This window comes from Kitasatospora sp. NPDC059599, assembly GCF_042735125.1.
Taxonomy (GTDB): domain Bacteria; phylum Actinomycetota; class Actinomycetes; order Streptomycetales; family Streptomycetaceae; genus Kitasatospora.
The window spans coordinates 36,192-59,588 of record NZ_JBHWCL010000020.1 but is presented as its reverse complement, the minus strand read 5'-3'; the positions used below and the strand labels follow the sequence as shown (position 1 = coordinate 59,588).

19 protein-coding genes are annotated in these 23,397 nt (G+C 76.2%); 5 read left to right on the top strand and 14 right to left on the bottom strand.

Features of this window, described 5'->3' with window-relative positions:
• Positions 1 to 16: 16 nt before the first annotated feature.
• The gene (locus ACFV04_RS10535; protein ID WP_380528258.1) at positions 17 to 1,273 is read left to right on the top strand and encodes a phenylacetate--CoA ligase family protein; all 1,257 of its coding nucleotides are present in this window, start codon (positions 17 to 19) and stop codon (positions 1,271 to 1,273) included.
• A gap of 21 nt (positions 1,274 to 1,294) precedes the next feature.
• On the opposite strand, the gene paaI is transcribed toward ACFV04_RS10535, so the two are convergent.
• From paaI to ctaD, 5 genes are all read right to left on the bottom strand, one after another.
• Positions 1,295 to 1,705, bottom strand: coding sequence for a hydroxyphenylacetyl-CoA thioesterase PaaI (gene paaI, locus ACFV04_RS10530; RefSeq protein WP_380344932.1), 411 nt, complete (start codon positions 1,703 to 1,705; stop codon positions 1,295 to 1,297).
• 116 nt (positions 1,706 to 1,821) lie between these two features.
• Positions 1,822 to 2,226: a pyridoxamine 5'-phosphate oxidase family protein gene (locus ACFV04_RS10525; RefSeq protein WP_360254464.1), complete on the bottom strand. Its 405-nt coding sequence runs from the start codon at positions 2,224 to 2,226 to the stop codon at positions 1,822 to 1,824.
• Between the two features lie 103 nt (positions 2,227 to 2,329).
• Positions 2,330 to 3,049: a response regulator gene (locus tag ACFV04_RS10520; RefSeq protein ID WP_380528255.1), complete on the bottom strand. Its 720-nt coding sequence runs from the start codon at positions 3,047 to 3,049 to the stop codon at positions 2,330 to 2,332.
• 107 nt (positions 3,050 to 3,156) lie between these two features.
• Positions 3,157 to 3,690 (bottom strand): hypothetical protein, encoded by a 534-nt coding sequence (locus ACFV04_RS10515; RefSeq protein WP_380528253.1) that lies wholly within the window; start codon positions 3,688 to 3,690, stop codon positions 3,157 to 3,159.
• Positions 3,691 to 3,788: 98 nt separating this feature from the next.
• Entirely contained in the window at positions 3,789 to 5,663 is a 1,875-nt protein-coding gene (gene ctaD / locus ACFV04_RS10510) for a cytochrome c oxidase subunit I (RefSeq protein WP_380528293.1), read from the bottom strand.
• 630 nt (positions 5,664 to 6,293) lie between these two features.
• Between ctaD and ACFV04_RS10505 the strand changes: the two genes are divergently transcribed.
• A complete protein-coding gene (locus ACFV04_RS10505; protein ID WP_380344939.1) occupies positions 6,294 to 8,135 on the top strand; it encodes a BTAD domain-containing putative transcriptional regulator in 1,842 nt (613 codons plus the stop codon).
• Between the two features lie 134 nt (positions 8,136 to 8,269).
• On the opposite strand, the gene lanKC is transcribed toward ACFV04_RS10505, so the two are convergent.
• The 3 genes from lanKC to ACFV04_RS10490 form a co-directional block, all read right to left on the bottom strand.
• A complete protein-coding gene (lanKC, locus tag ACFV04_RS10500; protein ID WP_380528251.1) occupies positions 8,270 to 10,801 on the bottom strand; it encodes a class III lanthionine synthetase LanKC in 2,532 nt (843 codons plus the stop codon).
• 48 nt (positions 10,802 to 10,849) lie between these two features.
• A complete protein-coding gene (locus tag ACFV04_RS10495; protein ID WP_380528250.1) occupies positions 10,850 to 12,070 on the bottom strand; it encodes an MFS transporter in 1,221 nt (406 codons plus the stop codon).
• Positions 12,071 to 12,232: 162 nt separating this feature from the next.
• The gene (locus tag ACFV04_RS10490) at positions 12,233 to 12,406 is read right to left on the bottom strand and encodes a hypothetical protein (RefSeq protein WP_380528248.1); all 174 of its coding nucleotides are present in this window, start codon (positions 12,404 to 12,406) and stop codon (positions 12,233 to 12,235) included.
• A gap of 385 nt (positions 12,407 to 12,791) precedes the next feature.
• Here ACFV04_RS10490 and ACFV04_RS10485 point away from each other — a divergent pair, with 385 nt between their 5' ends.
• Genes ACFV04_RS10485 through ACFV04_RS10475 form a run of 3 tightly spaced genes read left to right on the top strand, consistent with a single transcriptional unit; the run spans position 12,792 to position 17,318 of the window.
• Entirely contained in the window at positions 12,792 to 15,908 is a 3,117-nt protein-coding gene (locus ACFV04_RS10485) for an adenylate/guanylate cyclase domain-containing protein (protein WP_380528246.1), read from the top strand.
• Complete coding sequence (locus ACFV04_RS10480) at positions 15,905 to 16,777, top strand: S8 family serine peptidase (RefSeq protein WP_380528244.1); 873 nt, start codon at positions 15,905 to 15,907, stop codon at positions 16,775 to 16,777. Before ACFV04_RS10485 ends, ACFV04_RS10480 begins: the two co-directional genes overlap by 4 nt.
• Positions 16,761 to 17,318, top strand: a complete 558-nt coding sequence (locus tag ACFV04_RS10475; protein ID WP_360254482.1) for a GAF domain-containing protein — start codon at positions 16,761 to 16,763, stop codon at positions 17,316 to 17,318. Before ACFV04_RS10480 ends, ACFV04_RS10475 begins: the two co-directional genes overlap by 17 nt.
• Positions 17,319 to 17,394: 76 nt before the next feature.
• Here the strand turns inward: ACFV04_RS10475 and ACFV04_RS10470 are convergent, their stop codons facing one another.
• The 6 genes from ACFV04_RS10470 to ACFV04_RS10445 all read right to left on the bottom strand — a co-directional run bounded on the left by ACFV04_RS10470 (position 17,395) and on the right by ACFV04_RS10445 (position 23,229).
• The gene (locus tag ACFV04_RS10470; protein WP_380528242.1) at positions 17,395 to 18,306 is read right to left on the bottom strand and encodes a virginiamycin B lyase; all 912 of its coding nucleotides are present in this window, start codon (positions 18,304 to 18,306) and stop codon (positions 17,395 to 17,397) included.
• A 71-nt stretch (positions 18,307 to 18,377) separates the two neighbouring features.
• The gene (locus ACFV04_RS10465; RefSeq protein WP_380344951.1) at positions 18,378 to 19,460 is read right to left on the bottom strand and encodes an AI-2E family transporter; all 1,083 of its coding nucleotides are present in this window, start codon (positions 19,458 to 19,460) and stop codon (positions 18,378 to 18,380) included.
• A gap of 85 nt (positions 19,461 to 19,545) precedes the next feature.
• Positions 19,546 to 20,706, bottom strand: coding sequence for a winged helix DNA-binding domain-containing protein (locus ACFV04_RS10460; protein WP_380528239.1), 1,161 nt, complete (start codon positions 20,704 to 20,706; stop codon positions 19,546 to 19,548).
• On the bottom strand, positions 20,703 to 21,413 hold the full coding sequence (locus ACFV04_RS10455) for a glycerophosphodiester phosphodiesterase (protein WP_380344953.1): 711 nt from the start codon (positions 21,411 to 21,413) through the stop codon (positions 20,703 to 20,705). Before ACFV04_RS10455 ends, ACFV04_RS10460 begins: the two co-directional genes overlap by 4 nt.
• A gap of 23 nt (positions 21,414 to 21,436) precedes the next feature.
• Entirely contained in the window at positions 21,437 to 21,853 is a 417-nt protein-coding gene (locus ACFV04_RS10450) for a molybdopterin-binding protein (RefSeq protein ID WP_380344955.1), read from the bottom strand.
• A 191-nt stretch (positions 21,854 to 22,044) separates the two neighbouring features.
• The gene (locus tag ACFV04_RS10445; RefSeq protein WP_380344956.1) at positions 22,045 to 23,229 is read right to left on the bottom strand and encodes an ROK family transcriptional regulator; all 1,185 of its coding nucleotides are present in this window, start codon (positions 23,227 to 23,229) and stop codon (positions 22,045 to 22,047) included.
• Positions 23,230 to 23,397: the final 168 nt, after the last annotated feature.

Sequence of the window (23,397 nt, the reverse complement as noted above, 5' to 3'; positions counted from 1 at the left end):
TCCACGGAGTCCGCCCATGCCCGCGAAACCCCTGGCCGAGCTGATCCGGATCGCCCGCGCCGACTCGCCGTTCTACGCCGAGCTCTACCGCGACCTGCCCCCGGGCGTCGACCGGCTCGACCTGCTCCCCGTGATCGACCAGGCCGCGTTCTGGGCCGCCAACACGTGGCCCGACAACCGGGTGCTGACCGGCCCGCTCACCGACGCCGGCGTCTACAAGACCGGCGGCACCACCGGCGTCCCCAAGTTCTCGCCGTGGACCCGCACCGAGCACGCCGACTCGGTGACCGCCTTCGGCGCCGGACTCGTCCGGGCCGGGCTGCGGCCCGGGCACCGGGTGGCCAACCTCTTCACCGCCGGCGAACTCTACGGCGGCTTCCTGTACATCGAGAACGCCCTGCACCACGCCCCCGTGGACAACGTCCGCCTCGGCGTCGGCGGCGCCGCCCCGAACCCGTACGTCGCCGACCTGATCACCGGCTTCGGCGTCCAGGTGCTGGCCGGCGAGCCGATGAAGCTCAGCGCCGTCGCCGAGTGCCTGATCGGGCGCGGCGAGAGCGCCGAGGGGGTGGAACTGCTGCTGTTCGGCGGGGACCTGCTCTTCACCGACCTGCGCCCGCTGCTCTCCCGCGCCTTCCCGAAGGCGGCCGTCGCCTCCGTCGGCTACGCCTCCAACGACGCCGGGCTGGTGGGCGCGCCCGTCCCCGGGGACGACGTCCGGGTCCACGAGGCCTTCGCCGACCGCACGGTGGTGGAACTCCTCGACGAGGTCACCGGCGAGGCGATCACCACGCCCGGCACGCCCGGCCGGGTCGTGGTCACCAACCTCTTCCGCACCCTGATGCCGATCCTGCGCTACCCGACCGGCGACCGCGCCGAGTGGGCGGACGACGGGTGCCGCCGCTTCCGCCTGCTCGGCCGCTCCACCGAGGGCGCCCGGGTCGGCACCGTCACCCTGCCCACCGAGGAGGTCCGGGCCGTGCTGATCGCCGCCGACCCCGGCCGGCACATCGCCGGGATGCAGCTGGTGCAGCGCCGCTGGGACGGCCGGGACGGCCTGATCCTGCGCCTCGGCCACCTCGACCAGCCGCCCGCCGACCTCGCCGGCCGGCTGGTCGAGGCCGTGTACGCCGCCCTCCCGCTCTACCCGTCGGAGGTCGCCGTCGGCAGCCTCCACCACCTCGCGGTGGAGTGGGTGCCGCGCTCGGAGCTGGTCACCAACCCCCGGACCGGCAAACTCCAGCAGGTCCTGGACGAGCGCCCGCAGGAGTAGTCGCGACGGCGGGCCGGCCGCTCAACCCGACTGCGGCCGGCCCCCGATGACGACGCTCTGCCCCCGGAACTCGGCGATCACCCTGCCGTCCACCCGGCGCACCGTCACGTCGTAGATCCCGCTGCGCCCGGCCCGCGAACGCTCCACCGCCTCGGCGACCAGCTCGTCCCCGACGGCCGCCGGGGCCAGGAAGGCCACCTGCGCGGCCTGGGCGACGGTCACCGGACCGTGGCTGTTGCAGGCGTACGAGAACGCCGCGTCGGCCAGCAGGAACAGGAAGCCACCGTGCGCGGTGCCGTGCCCGTTCACCATCGTCGCGGCCACCGTCATCCGCATCACCGCACGGCCGGTGGACGCCTCCTCCAGGGCGATGCCCAGCGTCCGGCTGGTCTCGTCGCGCTCGTACAGCGCGGCGATCACGGGGTCGAACATGGCGTCGCGGTCCCTCCGTCGGCGGTGTCCGGCCCAGCGTAGGGGACGGACCGCCTCCGGTCACGGGCCGTCGGACCGGCAGTCCGTTGGCCCGGCAGTCCGGCAGTCCGGCAGCCTCACGCCAGGCAGCGGCCGATGACCAGTTCCGGGCGGATCCGGATCCGCAGCGTGTCCGCCGCGTCGGCGGTGCCCCGGCGGACCTGGGCGTGGCCGAGGACGGTGACGAACCAGCCGGAGCCGTCCCGGCCGTCCACCTCGTCGGCCTCGAAGGCGATCACCGCGCCGTCGACCGCCCGGGCCAGTCCGGCCTCGGCGGGTGCGGAGACGAGCACGCCGCCGGGCACCAGCCGGAACGGCACCGGCAGGACGGCCGGGAGGGCGTCGACGGTGTAGACCACCCGTCCGACGTCGGCCCGGCCCAGCAGCTCCAGGGCCCGGTTCCGGTCGAGTTCGCGGAGTTCGGGCAGCGCGGGCCGGTCGGACGAGGAGTGCCGGGGGTCCCGGACCTGATCGTGGTTCATGCGAGCGATGCTCACCCGGGGCCGGGTCCGATCACGAGGGCCGATGGTCCCGGCGGAGCCCGCCGAGGGCCCCGCACCGCGGTACCAGCGGCCCCCGGGCCGGTCAGCCCCGGCCGCCGCGCAGCGGGGAGGACTGCGCGGCGGCGGACGCCTGGCGCAGCTCGGTGGCGATCAGGGCCGCCTGCACCCGCCGCTCCACGCCGAGCTTGGCGAGCAGCCGCGAGACGTGGTTCTTCACCGTCTTCTCGGCGAGGTAGAGGCGTTCGCCGATCTGCCGGTTGGTCAGGCCCTCGCCGATCAGCGCCAGCACCTCCTGCTCGCGCACGGTCAGCCCGGGGCCGGTGGTGACCGGCTGGACGGGTTCGGCGTCGCTGCGCAGCCGGTTGAGCAGGCGGGTGGCGGCGCCGGGGTCGAGCATCGAGCGGCCGGAGGCGACGGTGCGGACGGCGGCGACCAGGTCGGTGCCGCTGATCTGCTTCAGCACGTAGCCGGCGGCGCCCGCCATCACGGCGTCCAGCAGTGCCTCCTCGTCGTCGAAGGAGGTGAGCATCAGACAGGCGAGGTCGGGCATCCGGGAGCGCAGTTCACGGCAGACCGAGACGCCGTCGCCGTCGGCCAGCCGGACGTCCAGCACGGCGACGTCGGGGCGCAGCGCCGGTACCCGGACCAGCGCCTGCTCTGCGGTCGCGGCCTCGCCGACCACCTCCAGGTCCGGCTCGCCGTCCAGCAGGTCGTGCACCCCGCGGCGCACCACCTCGTGGTCGTCCAGCAGGAACACCCGGACCGGGGCCGGGGTCCCGGCCCCCTCCGTCTTGGTCGCCATCACGCGGCTCCACCTTCGTCACCCCCGCACACTCCCAGCGGGGCCCAGGGCATCATCACCCGCGGCGCGGCCGGGTCCCAGGGTCGAACGGCCCCATTGCGCCGGGTTCAGCGCCCCGGACGGCGGACGTTCCCCAGCCCCATCAGCAGGAACGCGAGGGCGACCGCCGCGCCGCTGACCGCGGCCAGGACCACGCGCGGGCCGGCCCCGCCGCCGCCCGACAGCAGGATCGCCGCCGCGCCCAGCGAGGCGACGGCGGCGCCGACCACCAGCCAGCCGGCGAGGGCGACGGCGAGCGGCCAGCCGGTGCGCGGCGCCGGGCCGGTGTCCAGCGCGGCCCAGCGCGCCGCCGTCTCCCGCACCTCGCGCCGGCGGTCCCGGAGCGCCCGCACCCGCAGCGCCGTGCCGCCGACCAGACCGGCGAGGGCGATCTGTGCGGCGGGCCGCCAGTCCGGCACGACGAGCAGCAGTCCGCCCGCCAGCGCGAGCGCCGCCCACCACAGCACGCAGGCCGCCGCGGCGGTCCGGGTGGAGCGGGGGCGGTCGGCGCCGGCCTGGAGGTCGGCGATGGCGGGCAGGTACCAGACACAGCCGCTCGCGGTGAGGGCAGCGGTGCCGATGGCGAGAACGGTGTGGTTCACGACCCGGCCTTCCTGGTCACGAAGGGGTGAGGGAGCGGGGCCGTCCCCGCCCGCCCGGGGGCAGCGACGCGGGCGGGGACGGCGTTCGGGGGGCGGCCTCAGCCGTCCGAGGGGGGCGGGTCGTCGGTCGCGGCGGTCGCGGTGGACGACGCCGGGGCGCCGGACGCCACGGCCGGTGCGGTCGGTGCGGTCGAGGCGGCGGCGGAGCCCGAGGACACCCGCGCCCGGTCCGCCCGGCTCAGCGGCCGGTCGTACTTCACCGGCTCCACGTCGCCCAGGTGGGCGGCGGGCTTGCCGCTGTGCACCAGGACGTCGCGGGCCGCGATGTCCGGGTGGTGGAGGTCGAAGGCCGGGGATTCGGAGCGGATCCGGGGCAGCTTGACGAAGTTGTGCCGCGGCGGCGGGCAGGAGGTCGCCCACTCCAGGGACCGGCCCCAGCCCCACGGGTCGTCCTCGGTGACCTTCTCGCCGTACTTGGCGGTCTTCCAGACGTTGTAGAGGAACGGCAGGATCGACAGGCCGAGCAGGAAGGAGCCGATGGTCGAGACGGTGTTCAGGGTGGTGAACCCCTCCGAGGCCAGGTAGTCGGCGTAGCGGCGGGGCATGCCCTCCGCGCCGAGCCAGTGCTGCACCAGGAAGGTGGCGTGGAAGCCGACCGTCAACGTCCAGAAAGTGATCTTGCCGAGCCGCTCGTCCAGCTTCTTGCCGGTCATCTTCGGCCACCAGAAGTGGAAGCCGGCGAACATCGCGTACACCACGGTGCCGAAGAGCGTGTAGTGGAAGTGGGCGACGACGAAGTACGAGTCCGAGACGTGGAAGTCGATCGGCGGCGCGGCGAGCAGCACGCCGGTCAGACCGCCGAAGAGGAAGGTGACCAGGAAGCCGACCGTCCAGAGCATCGGGGTCTCGAAGCTCAGCGAGCCCTTCCACATCGTGCCGACCCAGTTGAAGAACTTCACACCGGTCGGGACCGCGATCAGGAAGGTCATGAAGGAGAAGAACGGCAGCAGCACCTGCCCGGTGACGTACATGTGGTGCGCCCACACCGTCACCGACAGGCCCGCGATGGCCACCGTCGCGGCGATGAGTCCCGCGTAGCCGAACATCGGCTTGCGGCTGAACACCGGGATGACCTCCGACACGATGCCGAAGAACGGCAGCGCCAGGATGTACACCTCCGGGTGCCCGAAGAACCAGAACAGGTGTTGCCACAGCATCGCCCCGCCGTTGGCCGGGTCGAAGACGTGCGAGCCGAACTTGCGGTCGCACTCCAGGGCCAGCAGCGCGGCGGCCAGCACCGGGAAGACCATCAGCACCAGCACCGAGGTGAGCAGCACGTTCCAGCAGAAGATGGACATCCGGAACATCGTCATGCCCGGGGCGCGCATGCAGATGATCGTGGTGATGAAGTTGACGGCGCCGAAGATGCTGCCGAAGCCGGAGAGCGTCACCCCCATGATCCACATGTCGGAGCCGACGCCGGGCGAGTGGACCGCGTCGGACAGCGGCGCGTAGAGGAACCAGCCGAAGTCGGCGGCGCCCTGCGGGGTGGCGAAGCCGGCGGCGGCGATCAGCGAGCCGAACATGAACAGCCAGAAGGACAGCATGTTCAGCCGCGGGAAGGCCACGTCCGGGGAGCCGATCTGCAGCGGCATGATCCAGTTCGCGAAGCCCGTGAACAGCGGCATCGCGAACAGCAGCAGCATCACCGAGCCGTGCATGGTGAAGGCCTGGTTGAACTGCTCGTTGGAGAGGATCTGGGTCCCCGGCCGGGCGAGTTCGGCACGCATGACCAGGGCGAGGACGCCGCCGATCAGGAAGAACGCGAACGACGACACCAGGTACATGGTGCCGATCGTCTTGTGATCGGTGGTGGTCAACAGCCTGACCAGGGCCGAACCGGGCCTCCTGGCCCGAACCGCCGCGGCCGGTACGGCCGTCGGCGGTCGCGTGGGGTCGCCCTGTGCCTGGATGGCGCTCAAGGACCCACTCCTTAGGAACGTCGTACGAATGATTGGCGCTCCATGATCCGAACAGGCCGCCTCCCGGCCCCAGGGCCCTTGGGCCCGCCCGCCCGGGGCCGCTGGACCCGAGTTCCCGGCGCCGGACCGGGACTTCCCGACCGGTGGGCCGGGACCTCCCGGCCGTCGGCCCGTCCGCTCGGGCCGTGCTCGCCCGACTGCGGAGCCCCGGTCGAGAACCACCGGAGCACCGCCCTCCCCGCACACCCGAACACCCGGCCGACGGACGCCCGTACGCCGGCCGCGCACCGGGCCCCGGCACCGTGACGCACCCGGCCCGACCTGCCGGAACACCGTCCGCACCGCGGTGCGGAACACCCCGCCGGCCCGGCCCCCGGACGCCCCGGTTGTGAGGACGGCGTGCGCGAACCGGCCCGATTCCGTGCCCTTCAGCCCCGATCGACCGTCAAGTAGCCTGCGCGCAGCGACGACCGCGGTCGAACCGTCGGTCGCACCGCGCACCGCACCACGCACCGCAATACGCACCGCACCGCACCGCACCCGCCCACGCACAGCCCGCCCACGCACAGCCCTCACCCTCGCCGGACGGTCACGCCCCGCCCTCGCCCCGGAGGTACGCCGATGCCCCTGGCCCAGCCCGCCGCCGCCACCCGGCTGCGCTTCTCCGTCCTCGGCCCGCTCACCGGCGAGGCCGCCGGCCGGCCGCTGGCCCTCGGGCCGCTGAAGCAGCGGCTGGTGCTGGCCGTCCTGCTGAGCCGCGCCAACACGGCCGTCCCGGTCGACCTGCTCACCGACGCCGTCTGGCCGGAGGAGCCGCCGCGCACCGCCCGCAAGAACCTCCAGGTCTACATCTGCACCCTGCGCACCCTGCTCGGCCGCGAGGAGGGGCCCGACCGGCTGGTCCACTCGGCCGGCGGCTACCTGCTCCGGGCGGCCGAACCCGAGCTCGACCTGCTGCAGTTCCGCGCCCTCGCCAGGGCCGGCCGGGCCGCGGCCGACGGCGGCGCGCTCGCCCCCGCCGCCCGGCTGCTGCGCCAGGCCCTCGACCTGTGGCACGGCGCGCCGCTCGCCGACCTGCGCTCCTCACCCGCCGTCGAGGCCGAGGCACGCCGGTTGGAGGCCCGCTGCCTGGGCGTCCACGAGGACTGGGCGGAGACCGAGTTGGAGCTGGGCAACGCCGCGGACGTCGTGGAGGAGCTGGCCGAGCTCGCCGAGCGCCACCCGCTGCGCGAACGCCTCCAGGCGGCCCGGATGAACGCCCTCCACCTCTCCGGCCGCCAGGCCGAGGCGCTCGCCGTCTACGACACCCACCGCCAGCTGCTCGCACGCGAGTTGGGCCTGGAGCCGAGCCCCGCGCTGACCGCCCGCTACCGCGAGCTGCTCGCCCGCGGCCGGACCGGGCCCGCCGCGGCCCGCCCGGAGCGCGGCACCGCCCCGCACGGCGACCTGCTGCCCGCCGACACCGCCGACTTCACCGGCAGGACGGCCGAACTGCGCGAACTGGTCGACCGGTTGGGCGAGGGCAGCGGCCGCGTCACGGTGCTCTCCGGGCCGGCCGGCAGCGGCAAGACCGCGCTCGCCGTCCACGCCGGCCGGCTGCTCGCCGACCGTTTCCCGGACGGCCGGCTGCTGGTGCGGCTGCGCACCGGCGACGGCACCCCGCGTGCGCTGCCCGAGGTGCTCGCCGAACTGGCCTCCCTCACCGCCCGGCCGGGCGCCTCCCCGGCGGATCGCGCCCCCGCCGACCCCGGCCGGGCCACCGCCCTCTGGCGCGCCTCGCTCGCCGGCCGCCGGATGCTGCTGGTCCTGGACGACGCCCCGGACGAGGCCGTGGTCCGGGAACTGCTGCCGGGTCACGGCCCGAGCGCCGTCCTGGTCACCTCCCGCAGCCAGCTCGCCGGGCTGGCCTCGGTGCACCGGACCACCGTCCCGCCGCTCACTCCCGCCGAGGCCCTGGAACTGCTCGGCCGCATCGTGGGCACCGGCCGGATCGGCACCGACCGCGCGGCCGCCGCCCGGATCGTGGACGCCTGCGGGCTGCTGCCCCTCGCCGTCCGGGTGGCCGGCACCCGGCTGGCCGTGCTGCGCCACCTGCCGCTCGCGGAGTACGCGGCCCGGCTGGAGGACCCGGCGGGCGCCCTGGACGAGCTGGAGGCCGGGGACGTCACCGTCCGGGACCGGCTCGACTCGGGCTGGCGGGACCTCACCGACCAGGGCCGCCTCGCCCTCGCCCGGCTCGCCGCCCTGCCGCTGTCCCTGCTCTTCACCCTCCCCGAGGCGGCCGCCGCCCTCGGCCGCCCCGAGCGGCTGGCCCTGCGCACCCTGGAGGCGCTCACCGACACCGGGGCCGTCACCTCGCCCACCGGGGAGGTCACCGCCCACGCCGCGCTCTACGCGCTCCCCCGGCTCACCCACCTGCACGCCCGCGAGCACGCCGCGGACCCGCTCACCGTGGTCTCCTGACGCCGCGCCGTGGTCTCCTGACGCCACGCCGGGGCCGGAGGCAGCCGCGAAGGGCCCGGAGACGGCTGCCCCCGGGCCGCCGGGCCACCGAGCCCCCGAGTCACCGGCCTTCCCGGCCCCCCGGCCCCCCGGCCTCACCCCAGGGTCAGCAGGTCCAGCACGTCCCCCCGCTCCTCCTCCAGCCCCCACAGCCCCAGCAGCACACCCGCCGCCCCGGTGTGCAGGTCCGCCGAGAACCGGCGCAGCCGCATCCCCGGCACCAGCAGCCCCTCGGGCCGCGCCACCAGGTGCCACTGCAGCCGCGCCACCTGCCCGGCCACGGCCTCCGGCGCGCCGCCCAGCCCCCGCAGCGCCAGGGTCAGCCCGACCCGTCCCCGGAACAGTCCCGGTTCCCGGACGAACCCGGGCCCGCAGACCGTCCGGACGTCGGCCAGGAACTCCTGCCCGCCGGGCAGTGCGGCCGTCTCCAGGTACTCCCGCAGCACCAGCGCGATCCCGCTGCTCCCCCGGTCCAGGTAGGCCAGCCGCCGTCCCGCCTCCAGCACCTGCAGCGACCCGTCCGGCACCCGTACGCACTGCGCCACGGCGCGCTCCAGCGCCAGCCGCGCCGCGTCCAGCAGCCACGGCTCGCCGGTCCGGCGGTAGAGCCGCAGCTGCAGCAGGGCGATTCCCGCCAGCCCGTACAGCAGCCCGGCCGCCGAGGGCGCGTCCAGCCCGTCCACCGGCTCGCCGCGGACCACCGCCGCCAGCTCGCAGGCGTCGGCCAGCGCGTCCGCCTCCTCCCGCCGGCCACCCAGCGCCTCCGCCAGCCGCAGCCGGGCGAGCGTGGCACCGGCCCGCCCGCCGAACAGGCCGACCTGGCGCGCCGGACGGGCGGTGCGGGCCGCCGCCAGCAGTTCCGCGGCCGCCTCCGCCCGCCCGGTGCGGGCCAGCACCACGGCGGTGCCGAGCGGGCCGTCGTACAGCCCGCCCGTGCCCGGCCGGGCCCCGCGCCGGCGCAGTGCCGCGACCAGCCAGTCGGCGTACTCCTGCGGCCAGTCGGCGCCTGCCCGGTGCAGCGCGTACAGCACGCCGGCGGCGCCGTGCGCGACGCCCGTGCCGCCGTCGGCGAACCCGGCGACGTCCCCGGGGAAGAGCCGGTCCGGCCGGTCGGGGGTGGCTCCCGCGTGGATGCCCGCGACCAGTTCGCGGCGGGCCCGCGTCCAGGACGGGCCGTCCAGCAGCTCCCGGCCCCGCCGTTCCCTCACCGACTCCGTCCGCGCCGTCAGCACCCCTGGACGCACCGGCCCCTCCTCCGGCCCGAGTCCGAACCACTCCCGCGCCCGCCGTTCCAGCGCCGTGAGCTTCCCCTCGTCGCGGTCGGCCAGCTCCAGCACCGGCATCAGCAGCATCAGCCAGGTCGCCCACAGCATGTACCGGTCCGCGTCGGTGCCGTCGAGCCCCGGCGGGATCCGCAGCCCGGCCGCGCCGGCCGCGGGCACCAGCCGGTCGTCCGCCTCCGCCGCGTACTCGAAGTCCACCAGCACCACCGAACCGTCCGGCCGGAGCCGCACGTTGGCCGGGTGCAGGTCCCCGAAGCGCACACCCCGCCCGTGCAGCGCGCCGAGCGCCTTCTCCAGCCCGGCGACCACCCCGTCGACCCACTGCGCGTACTCGGCGCGCTGCTCGGCCGTGCAGTCCTGGTGCACCAGCGGGTAACGCCGGACCGCCTCGTCGAACAGCTGGACGCCCTCGACGTGCTCCTGCACGAGGAAGGTGTGCTCCCACACCGTCCGCACCTCGTGCAGCCGGGGCACGCAGTCCAGTCCGGCCAGCCGCTCCAGCGCCCACTGTTCGCGCCGCAGCCGGGTCACCGCGTCCGCCCCGGCGGCGTCCAGTCCGGCGTGCGGCCGGGCTTCGCGCAGCACGACCCTCTCCCCGGTGCCCGGGCGCTCGGCGAGGTAGATCCCGCCGGCGGCGGAGAACTGCAGCACCTCCAGGATCCGGTACGGCAGGTCCCCGACGGCCGCGTCCCGCGCGGCCAGGTGCGGGCGCAGCACCTCGGGCGGCTCGACCCACTCCGGCAGCCGGAACACCGGCTCGCGCGGGTCCGGGACGAGGGTGCCGGAGGGGTCCCGCAGCGCGGGCACCGGCCGTCCGGCCCCGTCCTCGCACCAGAGTTCGACGAACGCGCCGTAGCGTGCGTACACCGGGGCGGTGCCGATCCGCAGGTCGGTCAGCACGTACGGTCCGGGGCGGCCGTCCAGTTCCCGTGCCAACTCCTCGGCCAGTGCGGCGAATTCCGCGTCCGACCGGGGGTAGGCGGTGATGAACTTGCCGCTGCTCCCGCGCCCGGTGAACTTGCCGTTGGCGACCCGCAGCGCCGCAGCGCTGCGCAGGAACTTGAACGCCACCCGGCGCTGCGCGCAGATCCGGTGGACGACGGCCAGCGTCTCCTCGGCGCCGTCCTCCACCGCCGACACGTGCAGCTTCCAGCCCTGCTCCGGCAGCGGGACGCCGTCGGGCCGCAGCACCGTCCACAGCCCCCGCTGCTCGCGTCGCCAGCCGGCGGGCGGTTCGCCGAGCCCCGGCGCGTAGCGGCTCGCCCGGTCGCGCAGTCGGCCCGGGGTGTCGTAGTACATCGGGTCGGCGAGGCAGTACAGCTGGGTCTCGTGGGCGCCGGCCATGGCGCGCCTCCTCTTCCGGTCGCTCCGGGGCGGGTGGTGCGGGGCGGGTCAGACGGCGGGCACCGGCACCGGTCCGCGCCGCACCGGCGGCGCCCAGGTGACCACGGCCGCGCACAGCGCGATGGCGAGGGCGAGCAGCCCGAAGGTCCGGGTGCCGCCGACCGCGCCGAGCAGGGTGCCGCCCACCAGCGGGCCGAACGGCTGGATCAGGGTGGAGAGGAAGCCGGCGGCGCTCTGCACCCGCCCGATCCGGTCCGGCGGCGCGGCGAGCAGCATGCCGGAGACGAAGCCGATGCTGGCGACGGTGGACAGGCACATGCAGGCCGCGCAGAGCAGCCCGATCACCAGCGGCACCCGGGTCACCGTCAGCACGCCCGCCGTCAGCGCGGAGGCCCAGCAGGCGAGCGCCACCAGGCTGCCGTCGCGCGCCCGGGCGCCCAGCCTCGGGGCGAGCAGCGCACCCGCCAGCGCTCCGGCCGCGGTGCAGGAGACCACGGTGCCGCCGCCGACGCCGGAGCGGCCGCCGTCGGAGGCGACGGCCAAGGTGGCGAACATCAGCGCACTGAAGGCGAAGTTCATCCCCAGGCCGAAGATCAGCAGCAGGGTGCGCAGGTAGGGCTGCTGCCAGATGAAGGCCAGCCCGGCGGTCAACTCCTGCTTGCTGAAGACCGATCCGCTCTTCTCGGCGGGTTTCGAGCGGGTCCGGATCAGGGCCACGCAGACCGTGGACAGCAGCAGTCCGACGCCCTCGGCGAGGAACGGCAGCACCGGGTGCCAGCCGAACAGGGCGCCGCCGCCGATCGGTCCGGCCAGCCGGGCCGCGGCGCCGCGCGCCTGCATCCGGGACGAGGCCTCCCGGGCCTGGTCGCGCGGCACCACCGCGCGCAGCAGGGCGCCGGCGGCGGGCCCGTAGACGCTGGAGATCAGCGCCCCGGCGGCGGCGACCAGCAGCACCAGCGCCAGCGGGGTGTGCCCGCGCAGCACGGCGACGACCAGGGCGCTGACCGCGAGCAGGCTGCCGACGTCGCAGATCCGCATCAGCCGGCGCCGCTCGATCCGGTCGGCGAGCACGCCGCCGGGCAGCATGGTGAGCAGCAGCGCACCGACCGAGACGGTGCCGATGGCGCCCGCGCGGGCGGCCGAGCCGGTCTCCCGAAGGACGAGCAACGGCAGGGCGATCGAGGCGAGTTGGGAGCCGAGCGAGGCCAGCAGGCCGCCGGCCCAGAGCAGCCGGAAGTCCCGGTTGCGGGCGAGCGGGGTGGGCTCCATGGCCGTCCTCCTGGGGGCGTGACATCGGGCCGGGGTGACATCGGGCCGGGGCGGCCCCGTGTCGACGGGACCGCCCCGGAAGCCTTGCGCCGGCCGGCCGCCGGGGGCGAGGGTGCGCCCGTCCCCGCGTCCGGCTCGGTGGTTCGATCCGCGACCGGTCGGTCAGGCCGAGGTCTCGGCGCCGCCGACGTAGCTGATCAGGCTGAAGCAGTTGCCGTCCGAGGCCTCGGCGAGGACCTTCATCGACTGCAGGTCCAGGACGTTGGCGGCGTGCGCCTCGACCTCCGGGGTCTCCTCGTCGTTCTCGCCGACGTTCTGGTCGATGTTCTCAGCCATGGTCGAACTCCCTTCCACAGGTGGGCCGTCACGGTGACGGCGAGCGGCTGCCCGCCGCACCGACCATGGTGGGAGGGGCCGGCTGCGCCCGGCTTCGGCGGCGGTTGGCCACCGGTATGGCCGCAGGCCGGGGCCCCGTCGGCGGCGCCCGCCCGGCGGCGCGGGGTGCCCTCCGGCCCCGCAGCACCCCGCGCGGCCTGCGGCCATACCGATCGCCGGGCGTTCCCGAACCGGGCCCGAAGCCGCCGCCGCAACCCTGGCCCGAGTACCCGAACACCCCCTGCGCCCGGCTGTCCGGGCGCCCGGACAGCCCCGCGCCCGAGCATCCGCACCGCCCGCGCCCCGTACGCCCCGCACCGCGGAGGACGACCGAAGGACGGCCCCCATGCCCTGCCCACTCTGCGCCCAACTCGTCGCCACGAACGACCAGTTCTGCCCCTCCTGCGGCACGCCCCGGGCGGCCGCCCTCGACCTGGCCGCCGAGGAGCGCAAACTGGTCACGGTGGTCTTCTGCGATCTGGTCGACTCCACCGCGCTGTCCGGCGCGCTCGACCCGGAGACCCTGCGCGAGGTGATCCTGCGCTACTTCGAGCGGATGCACCACCGGATCGAGGCGCACGGCGGCACCCTGGAGAAGTTCATCGGCGACGCCGTGATGGCCGTCTTCGGCGTGCCGGTGATCCGGGAGGACGACGCCCACCGGGCGCTGGCCGCCGCGCTCGCCATGCTGGAGGACCTGGAGGACCTCAACACCGAGCTGGACGCCACCCTCGGGGTCCGGCTGGACGTCCGGATCGGCGTCAACACCGGTCAGGTGGTGGCGGGTTCGGATGCCTCGGCGCGCCAGGCGCTGATCTCCGGCGAGACCGTGAACATCGCCGCCCGGCTGCAGACCCAGGCCGCCCCCGGCCAGGTGCTGATCGGCCCGCAGACGCTGCGCGCGGCCGGCCCGGCCGCCCAGGTGGACGAGGTCGGCCCGCTGCGACTCAAGGGCAAGGCCGAGCCGGTCACCGCCTACCGCCTGGTCGGCCTGGACGAGGACGACCCGGAGCTGCTGCGCCGCTTCGACGTGCCGCTGGTCGGCCGGGATCGCGAACTGGCCGGTCTGGACGCCGCGTTGGCCCGGGTGGCGGGCGGCTCGGGGGCCGAGCTGCTGCTGGTGGCGGGCGAGGCCGGGATCGGCAAGACCCGCCTGGTGCGCGAGTGGCGCGAGCGGGTGGGCCGGCGCACCGCGCGCTGCGGCACCGCCCGGTGCCGCAGCTTCGGCGAGCAGGGCGTGCTGGCGCCGCTCGCCGAGGCGGTGCGCACCCTGCTGGACGAGCCCGAGGGCGCGGCGCCGGCCGAGGCGCTGGCCCGGCTGGACGAGGCGACCGCGCCGGGGATCGGCGCCGGGCGGTCGCTGGAGCTGCTGGCCGCGATCCTGCGCGGCCGCACCGTGGAGCGCCCCGCCGTCCTCGTCCTGGACGACTGCCAGTGGGCCGGCCCGGTCCTGTTGGACGCCGCCGAGCGACTGGTCGAGCTGCTCGGCTCGGCTCCCGTGCTGCTGCTCGGTCTGGCGCGGCCCGAGCTCCAGGCCGCCCGCCCGGAGCTGCCGACGCTGCCGGTCGGCGGCCTGTCCTGGGACGAATCGGCGCTGTTGGCCGCCCAGTTGACCGAGCTGAGCGCCCACCAGGACACCGTTCCGACCCGGTTGCTGGAGCGCGCCGAGGGCAACCCGCTGCACCTGGAGGAGCTGCTGGCCGCCCTCACCGAGGCCGAGGGCCCCGCCCTGGCCGACGAACTCCCGCCCACCGGACGGGCGTTGCTCAGCGCCCAGATCGACGGGCTGGAGCGCGACGAGCGCGCCACGCTGGACCTCGCCGCCGTCCTCGGACGCGCCTTCACCGCCGCCGAACTGGCCGAACTCGCGCACGGCGGCTCCGATCAGGACGCCTTCGCCGATCCCGAGGACGACGTCTTCACCGGCCCGATCGACGGCCTGCCGGTCGGTCCGCCCGCCGAGGCGGACGGCACCCCGCCCCGGCTGCACGCCGCGCTCGCCCGGCTGGCCGAGCGCCGCCTGGTCGAACCGACCGGCACCGGCTACCGGTTCAGCAGCGGCCTGGTCCAGGAGTCGGTCTACCAGTCGATGTCCAAGCGGGCCCGCGCCGAGCGCCACGAACGGGCCGCCGACCTGCCGGCCGTCCGCTCCACCGGGCCCGCCGCCGTCGGCGGCCACCTGGAGCGCGCCCACCGCTACCGGCTGGAACTCGGCCTGCTGGACGCCCGCACCGACACCCTGCGCACCCGGGCGGCCGCCGCCCTGGGCGCCGCCGGGGCCCGGGCCCTGGCCGGCGCCGACCTGCCCACCGCCACCGACCTGCTGGAGCGCGCCGTCCGGCTGCACTACCCCAACGAGCGCGCCGCCGGCCCCGTGCTGCGCCGCCTCGGCGAGGCCCGCCTCGCCCTCGGCCGCGCCGACGAGGCCCTGCCCGTCCTCGCCCAGGTGCGCGACGCGGCCGCCGACCCGCTGGACGCCGCGCACGCCCGGCTCGCCCTGGCCGCCCGCGGCCTGCCGCCCGGCCAGGACCAGCCCGCCGCCACCGCCCGCGCCGTCCTGCCGCTGTTCACCGACACCGGGGACGACCTCGGCCGGGCCCGCGCCCTGCTGCGGCTGGCCGAGGAGCACCTGCTGGCCGGGCGGCACACCGAGGCCGAGCAGCTGCTGGACCAGGCCCTCGACCGGGTCTCGCGCACCGACGCCGAGCTGGACCGGGCCGCCGTGCTGGCGGCGCTGGCCGCCTCGCTGCTGGCCGGCCCCGAGCCCGTCCCGAACGCCACCTTCCGGCTGCGGGCCCTGCTCGCCGAGCACGGTGCAGGCCGCCGGACCGTCCGGGTCGCGCTGAACGGCCCGCTGGCCGTCCTGCTGGCCCTGCGCGACCGCCCCGACGAGGCCGAGCTGCTGCTCGCCGAGGCCAACGGCCTGGCCGGGGAGCTGTCGCTGGCCGAGGCGATGGTGGCGCTGCCCGCGCTGACCGCCCAGGCGGCGGCCGCCACCGGCCAGTGCGGCCAGGCCCTGGACCTGCTGGCCGACGCCGCCGAGATCGCCCGCCACCAGGGCACCGCCGCGCCGCTGCCGCGCCTCGCCCTCACCACCGCCCGGGTCCTGCTGGACACCGACCGTCCGGCCGAGGCCGCCCAGCACCTGGACGGCGCGGACGCCGCCGCCGCGCTGCCGCCGGTGCTCGCGATCGAGCTGGACGCGCTGCGCGGCCGGCTCGCCGCCGCCCGGGGCGAGGTCCAGCCCGCGCTGGACCTGACCGCGGCCGCCCTGGACGCCGCCGGGGCCACCGAATCGCTGCTGCTCCAGGCGCTCACCGCGGTCGACCGCGCGCACGCCCTGCTGCTGCTCGGCCGCCCCGCCGAGGCCGCCGAGGCCGCCGCCACCGCCCGGGACCGCTTCGCCGCCAAGGGCCACCTGCCCGGCGTGCGGCGGGCCGAGCGGCTCGGGGGCACCAAGTGAGCGGCCCGGCCGGCCTCACCTGGAGCCTGCGCGACCGCTCCCCCGCCGACCTCCCGGTGCTGGCCGACGCCCTCGGGGCGGACGCGGTCGCGTCCGGGGCCCCCGACGCCGGCGACGCGGGCACCGGCAAGGGCGTGCGGGTCTGCGTGGTGGACTCCGGCGTCGAGCCGGACCACCCGCTGGTCGGCCCGCTGCAGGGGTCCTGGGCGGTGGTCAAGGACCCGGTGACCCGGGAGCTGACCGTCCGCCCGGACACCGCCGGCGACACCTGCGGCCACGGCACCGCCTGCGCCGGCATCATCCGCCGCACCGCCCCGGACTGCGAGCTCTACAGCGTCCGGGTCCTCGGCGAGCGCTTCACCGGCACCGGCGACATGCTGATCGCCGGGCTGCGCTGGGCCGTCCGGCAGGGCTTCGACGTCGTCAACCTCAGCCTCTCCACCACCCGGACCCGCTTCCTGGAGGAGCTGCACGCGATCGCCGACGACGCCTACTTCGCCCGCACCGCGATCGTCGCCTCCGCCCACAACACCCCGGTGGAGAGCTTCCCGTGGCGCTTCTCCTCGGTCATCTCGGTCGGCAGCCACCAGGAGGACGACCCGGCCCTGCACCTGTACAACCCGGCGCCGCCGGTGGAGTTCTTCGCGCCCGGCCAGAACGTCCGGGTGCCCTGGCTCGGCGGCGCCACCATCCGCACCACCGGCAACAGCTTCGCCACCCCCTACGTGGCCGGGCTCTGCGCCCGCGTCCTGTCCCGGCGGCCGCGGCTGACCACCTTCCAGCTCAAGAGCGCGCTCTACCTCACCGCGGCCAACGTCCAGGTCCCGACCACCCCCACCCCGGAGGCGCCCGATGACGCTCAGCACTGACCCCGCCGTCGATCCGCTGGCCCGCGAGCTGCTGCAGTCCGTGGTGGACGTCGCCCGGGCGATCTTCGACGCGCAGGCCGGCTCGGTCTGCCTGCTCGACGAGTCGGCCGGGGAGCTGGTCTTCCAGGCCGTCTCCGGGCGCGGCGAGGAGTCCCTGGTCGGCCGCCGCTTCCCGGCCGGCCGGGGCATCGCCGGCTGGGTCGCCGCCTCGGGCGAGCCGATGGTGGTCGACGACCTGGGTGCGAACCGCACCTTCGACCGGGACTTCGCCGAGTCCACCGCCTACGTCCCGAACGCCCTGATGGCCGCGCCGCTCACCCACGGCAGCCGGGTCCTCGGCGTCCTGGAGGTGCTGGACCCGGCCCCGCAGGCCCGCGCGAGCCTGCCCGAGCTGGACCTGCTGGCCATGTTCGCCCGTCAGGCCGCCGCCGCCCTGCGGGTCCTCGCCGACCGGGCCCCCGCCCCGGAGCCGGCCCCCGACCGCGCCGCCGCCCTCGGCCTCCTCGCCGACCTGGAGGAGCTGCTGCGCCGTCAGCCGTGACCCGGCGCTGCCCGCCAGCGGTGACCGGCGCCGGGCCGTCGGCCGTCAGCGGTGACCGGCGCCGGGCCGTCGGCCGTCAGCACTGACCCGGCGCTGCCCGTCGGCCCTGACCCGGCGCCAGGCGGAGGAGCTGCCCGCGCTCCAGCGCCGCGTACACCGCGCCGTCCGGGGCGACGGCGATGCCGTGCGGCTCGGCGCCGGCGCCCGGGACCGGGTACCCGTCCGGCCGCCCGTCCGGGCCGAGCACCCCGATCCGGCCGGCGCCCCACTCGGTGAACCAGAGTCGGCCGTCCGGCGCCGCCGCGATCGCGTGCGGCTTGGCGGCCCGGTCGGCCAGCGGGTGCTCGGTCACCTCGCCGTCGACGGTGATCCGCCCGACCAGCCCGCCGCCGATGCCGACGTACCAGAGGGCGCCGTCCGCCCCGGCGGTGATCCCGACCGGCGCGGTGCCCGGGGTCGGCAGCCGGTGGACGGTCACCTCCCCGTCCGTGCCGATCCGCGCCACCGCGTCCGCCCGGTTGAGCGTGCACCACAGGGCGCCGTCCGGACCGGCCGTGAGCAACGCCGGGAAGGCCCCGGTGACCGGCAGCAGGTATTCGGTCACCTCGCCGTCCACGGTGATCCGCCCGATCCGGTCCGCGTTCGTCTCGGTGAACCAGAGCGCCCCGTCCGGCCCGGCGGCGATGCCGTACGGCCCGGCGTCCGCCGTCGGCACCGCGAACGAGTCGACCCGCCCGTCCACCGTGATCCGCCCGATCCGGTGGTCCCGCATCCGGCTGAACCACAGTGCCCCGTCCGGACCGGCCGCGATCACCGCCGGTCCGCAGTCCGGCGCCCCGAGCCCGTGGTGCCGCACCGTCCCGTCCGCTGCCAGCCGCCCGATCTCCCCGCTGTGCACCAGCGTGAACCACACGCCGCCGTCCGGCCCCACGGCCACCCCGTACGGCCCTGCCCCCCGGTCGGACACCTCGATCAGTTCCACGGACACCCCCCCCTTTGCTATCGCGACTCCTGTCGCGTTAGAGATGCTGCCATGCCCGCACCCCCACCACAAGCGGATTACGCGTCCCGCCCCGGGAGACCGCGCAGGACCGAGATGACCCCCGTGGCCGCCGCGCAGACCGGCACCGCGAGCAGGGCGCCGATGATCCCGGCGATGCCGGAGCCGGCCACCACGGCGACCATGATGGTCGCCGGGTGCAGCTCGACCGTGCGGCTCTGGATGACCGGCTGCAGGACGTTGCCCTCGATCATCTGGACGGTGAGCACCACCCCGAGGGCCCAGAGCGCCGTGCCGAGACCGCCGTCGGCGAGGGCGACCAGGACCGCCACCGTGCCGGACAGGAACGCCCCGACGAAGGGGATGTAGGCGCCCATGAAGACCAGCGCGCCGAGGCCGGGCGCGCCGGGCACCCCGAGGGCGAGCAGGCCGATGGTGATGAAGCCCGCGTCGATCAGGGCGATCAGCGTGGTGCCGCGCATGAAGCCGGCCATCGCCGCGAAGGCCCGCTCCGCACAGGCGATGACGGTCTCGGCGCCGCGCCCGGGCAGGTAGGAGCGGATGGCGTCGCCGGTGCGGTGCCCGTCGCGGAGGAAGAAGAAGACCAGTGCGAGCGCCAGCACCCCGCCGGTGATCAGCTGGGTGAGCAGCCCGAGTCCGGACAGCACGCTGGTCGTCAGGGTCGAGACCAGCGAGTTGGTCTCGCCCTTGGCGTTGTTCAGGGCGTGCTGGATCTTCTGCCCGAGCGGCCCCAGCCACTGCTCCAGCCTCCGCCCGGCCGCGGGCAGCGCCTCGGCGATCTGCGGGGCGCTGTGCACCAGGGAGTTGACCAGCAGGGCGATCACCCCGCCGCCCGCGACGACCAGGACCGCGCAGGTCAGCCCGGCGGCCAGGCCCCGCCCGACGCCGTGCCGCACCAGCCACGGAACCACCGGGTAGAGCAGCGAGGCCCCGAGCAGCGCCAGGATGAAGGGCACCGTCGCGGCCCGCAGCTCGACCAGCGCGAACACCACCAGCGAGGCGACGGCGATCAGCAGGATCACCGCCGCCGACCAGGCCGCCGCCCGCCGCAGGACGGGCGGCAGCATCAGGTACGGCCGGCGGTCGTCGGGCCGCTGCGGTCCGCCGGGCGGGCGCTCCACGGACAAGGCCACCTCCGCCGGGATCGTCGATGAGTCCGAACCGATCCAGCTCAGCAGAGAATGTGACGGTCCGCCCGTCGTGTCCCTACTCGACCGCCTCGAAGCGGACCGTCCCGCCGCCGTTCCGGACCCGGCCCCCGTCGCGGTCGCCGTGGCCCCCGTCGCCGCCGCGGTCGCCGCGCTCGGCCGCGAAGGCCAGCACCCGCTCCGCCTCGGCCTCCGCCGCCTGCCGGTCGGCCCGCCGCAGCGCCGTGAAGGGCCGCAGGACGACCTCCTGCTCCGCCGTCAGCTGCCAGGAACCGGCGACCAGCCCGTCCACCAGCAGGGTGCCGAGCACGATCCCGTTCTGCGTCATCACCCGCGCGCGGTACTCCTCCGGCAGCACCCTGGTCCGGTCCGCGTGCGAGAGCAGCAGGTTGTCGAACGGCGCGACCAGCCGCACCGGTGCCGGGGTGTCCTCCTCCGGCCGGGGCGCCTGCGGCAGGTCGTACAGCACTCGGCCCTGCTCGTCGCGGAAGGTCAGCAGCCGCGGCGCGAGCCGCCGCACCACCGGGGCGAGCCCACCGAGGCCGGACCACTTCTTGAGGTCGGCCGCGGTGGCCGGCCCGAAGGCGGCGAGGTAGCGCAGCACCAGGTCCTCGACGGCGGGCGCCGGGTCGAGCGTGCGGCCGAGCCAGGACTCGGCGGTGGTGTGCGCGGCCGGCCCGCCGCGCCCCCACAGGCCGCGCGGCGGCACCTGCACCAGCGGCAGCAGGCAGCGGGCCGCCTGGGCGAGTGCGGCCGGGTCTCGGTCCGGGCGGGTCGCGGCGAGCAGCGCGCCCAGCTGCTGGAAGGTGCGCGGCTGCGCCTCGACCAGCTCCCGGGCCTCGGCGGCGAGCGCGTCCAGGTCCAGCCCGGTCAGCCGTTTGCCGTAGGTGGTGCGCAGCCCCTGGTCCAGGACGGGCTGGAGCAGGGGGCGCAGCGTCAGGCAGTCCTCGGCGGTGACCAGGTGGATGGTGCCGCGCTGGAGGGCGATCCGGACCGCCGCCCGCTGCTCGATCAGGGTGCTCAACCGCTCGGGCGTGAAGCCGTCGAGCCGGGCGAGCAGCCCGAGGTAGGGCGGCTGCGGTGCGGCCTGGGCCTGGAGGCCGCCGAGGTGGTGGATCGTCGCGGTGGCCGTCCGGTCGGTGCGGGCGAGCAGGTGCTGACGGGCCAGCAGGGCCCGGCCCAGCGCCCGCCGCCCCAGCACCGGCTCCGGAGCCGTCACCGGCGGCCGTCCAGCACCGCGCGCAGCAGGGCGATCCGGTTGGTGGTGATCGAGGCGACGCCGGCGTCGCGCAGGCGGCGCATGGTGCGGCGCCGGTCGGCGGTCCAGGTGGAGACGGCGAGTCCGGCGTCCGCGGCGGCGGCGGTGAACTCGGGGGTGACCAGGCCGAACGGCGGGTTGAGGTAGCGCGGGCGCAGGTCGTCCAACAGGCTGCGGACGGGCATCCTGGGCTGCTTCCAGGTGAGCGCGATCTCGGCGTCCGGGGTCAGCGCGCGCACGGCGAGCATCGCGGTGACGGGCCCGCAGAAGGCGACCTGCCGTTCGGCGCCGAGTCCGGTGACCACGGACCAGGTGGCGGCTGCCGGCCCGGGCTCGTCCAGGTCGATCAGCAGCCGGCGGCCCTCGACGGCGGTGACCGCCTTGATCGCCTCGGCGAGCGTGGGGACGGCGAGCGGGCCCTGCCGCAGCTCGTCCAGCTGCTCGGCGGTGACCCGGTCGATCGGGCGCGGGTCTCCCCAGAGCCGTTCCAGGGTGCGGTCGTGCAGCAGGACCGGCACCTTGTCGCGGGTGAGCTGGACGTCCACCTCGACGGCGTCGGCGCCGGCGGCGAGCGCGGACTCGACGGAGGGCAGGGTGTTCTCGCGGTGGCGGTACGGGTCGCCGCGGTGGGCGACGGCCAGCACCCGGGGGCTGCGGTCGGTGCTCATGGGTTCCTCTGGTCGGTGGGGCGTCAGCGCCGCTCGATCATCACGTTGGTGGACTTGATGACCGCCGTGGCGGGTGCGCCGGGGACCAGGTTCAGCTCCTCCGCCGACTCCCGGCTGATCAGCGACACCACCCGGAACGGCCCGGCCTGGATCTCCACCTGCGCGGCGACGTCGCCGAGCAGCACGTCGGTGACGATCCCCGGGAAGCGGTTGCGGGCCGAGGACGGGCGGCCCTCGGCCTCGGCGTTCTCCGGCCGCGCCAGCTCGCGGGCGAAGGCGGCGAGCTCGGTTCCGGGGATGATCCGGTGCCCGTGCTCGTCCCGCGCGGCGGCGAGCCGCCCGGCGTCCACCCAGCGCCGCATGGTGTCGGCGCTGACGCCGAGCAGCGCCGCGGCCTCGCCGATGCGGTACGGGTTCGCCGGCACCTCGGGCTGGCCCATGAGCGACTCCTGACGGTGGTTCGAGGGACAAGGGTCTCGGCAGTGCGCACCCCCCGGCGGCCATCCTGCCGTACCGGGCGCGGCGAGGGGAAAGCGAGGGCTGCCGCGGGTTCGAGGACGGACCCCGGGGTTCGTCGTCGAACCCGCGTCTGCGGGGCTCCGGGCGGACGCCGGGGGTTTGAGGACGGACCCTAGGGTTCGCCGAAGAGGTCCCGCCGGACCGCGTCCCCGGCGGTCAGCACCGCCCCGGCGAGCACCGCGCCGCCGCCCGCGGTGCCGGCCCGCACCTCGGTGCTCAGCGGGGAGAGCCGGGCGAGCCGGCGCTCCACCCGCCCGGCCAGCCCGGCGCCGCCGGCCCGGCCGACCTCGCCGCCGAGCACCACGCAGCCGGGGTCGAGCACGACGCAGACGCTCGCCGCGCCGACGGCGATCCGTTCGGCCAGCTCGTCCAGGAAGCGTCCGCCCGCCTCGCCCGCGTCGACGGCCGCCCGGACGGCGGCCTCGGCGGCGGGGGCGTCCCCGGCGGGGTCGGCGGGCAGGCCGTGCTCGCGGGCCAGCGCGCAGACCGCCGCGCTGCCGACCAGACCGTGGAAGCCGCCCTCGCAGCTGTCGGCGCTGGGCAGTCCGACGGTGCCGGGGACGGGCAGGAAGCAGATCTCGCCGGTGCCGCCGGAGAAGCCGCGGCGCAGCCGCCCGTCCAGGATGACGGCGGCGCCGACGCTGTGGCCGAGCCACAGCAGCACGAAGGTGTCGCGGTCGCGTGCGGCGCCGACCCGGTACTCGGCCCGCCCGGCCAGGTTGACCTCGTTCTCCAGGATCACCTCGGTGCCGGGCAACTCCTCCAGGGCGGCGAGGAGTTCGGCGTGCCAGCCGGGGAGCTTGCCGGTGCTCTGCAGCCGTCCGGTGGCGGGGTCGACCAGTCCGGGGGCGCCGACGGCGACGGTGTGCAGCCGTTCGACGCCGGCGCCGCGGGCGGTCTCCAGCAGCGTGGCGGTGATGGCCGCGGCGGTGCCGGGTCCGCCGTCGCCCTCGACCGGGACCTCGGCGGTGGCGAGGGTGTGCCCGGCGAGGTCGGCGACGACCAGGCTGACGCCGCCGGAGCGGACGTCGAAGGCGGCGATGTGCGCGCGGGAGGCGACCAGTCCGTAGACCCGGGCGTTGGGGCCGCGCCGCTGTTCGCCGCGTTCGCCGATGACGGCCACCAGTCCGGTGCGTTGGAGGCGTTCGAGCAGGTCGGCGACGGTCGGCCGGGAGAGGCCGGTGAGGTCGCGCAGCTCGGTCGCGGTCAGGGGGCCCTGTTCGAGCAGGAGGTTGAGCGCCAGCCGGTCGTTGATCGCCCGGGCGGTGCTCGGCGTGGCCGTACGCGCGGTGGTCATGGCAGCTCATCCTTCCAGAGTGTTTCTATCAGGGTCCCTTCCTGATAGTTTATTGAACCGTCCGGCCGAACCGCTCGCCCGGGCCACGAGACCCGGACTTTGAGGCCCGGACCGGGCGAACGGACCACACGCACCACCCGCCGCAGGCACCGCACGGACCGGACACAC

Coding starts and splice junctions, on each gene's coding strand:
- ACFV04_RS10535 (WP_380528258.1), top strand. CDS start 17: ATGCCCGCGAAACCCCTGGCCGAGCTGATCCGGATCGCCCGCGCCGAC.
- paaI (WP_380344932.1), bottom strand. CDS start 1,705: ATGTTCGACCCCGTGATCGCCGCGCTGTACGAGCGCGACGAGACCAGC.
- ACFV04_RS10525 (WP_360254464.1), bottom strand. CDS start 2,226: ATGAACCACGATCAGGTCCGGGACCCCCGGCACTCCTCGTCCGACCGG.
- ACFV04_RS10520 (WP_380528255.1), bottom strand. CDS start 3,049: ATGGCGACCAAGACGGAGGGGGCCGGGACCCCGGCCCCGGTCCGGGTG.
- ACFV04_RS10505 (WP_380344939.1), top strand. CDS start 6,294: ATGCCCCTGGCCCAGCCCGCCGCCGCCACCCGGCTGCGCTTCTCCGTC.
- lanKC (WP_380528251.1), bottom strand. CDS start 10,801: ATGGCCGGCGCCCACGAGACCCAGCTGTACTGCCTCGCCGACCCGATG.
- ACFV04_RS10495 (WP_380528250.1), bottom strand. CDS start 12,070: ATGGAGCCCACCCCGCTCGCCCGCAACCGGGACTTCCGGCTGCTCTGG.
- ACFV04_RS10490 (WP_380528248.1), bottom strand. CDS start 12,406: ATGGCTGAGAACATCGACCAGAACGTCGGCGAGAACGACGAGGAGACC.
- ACFV04_RS10485 (WP_380528246.1), top strand. CDS start 12,792: ATGCCCTGCCCACTCTGCGCCCAACTCGTCGCCACGAACGACCAGTTC.
- ACFV04_RS10475 (WP_360254482.1), top strand. CDS start 16,761: ATGACGCTCAGCACTGACCCCGCCGTCGATCCGCTGGCCCGCGAGCTG.
- ACFV04_RS10455 (WP_380344953.1), bottom strand. CDS start 21,413: ATGAGCACCGACCGCAGCCCCCGGGTGCTGGCCGTCGCCCACCGCGGC.
- ACFV04_RS10450 (WP_380344955.1), bottom strand. CDS start 21,853: ATGGGCCAGCCCGAGGTGCCGGCGAACCCGTACCGCATCGGCGAGGCC.
- ACFV04_RS10445 (WP_380344956.1), bottom strand. CDS start 23,229: ATGACCACCGCGCGTACGGCCACGCCGAGCACCGCCCGGGCGATCAAC.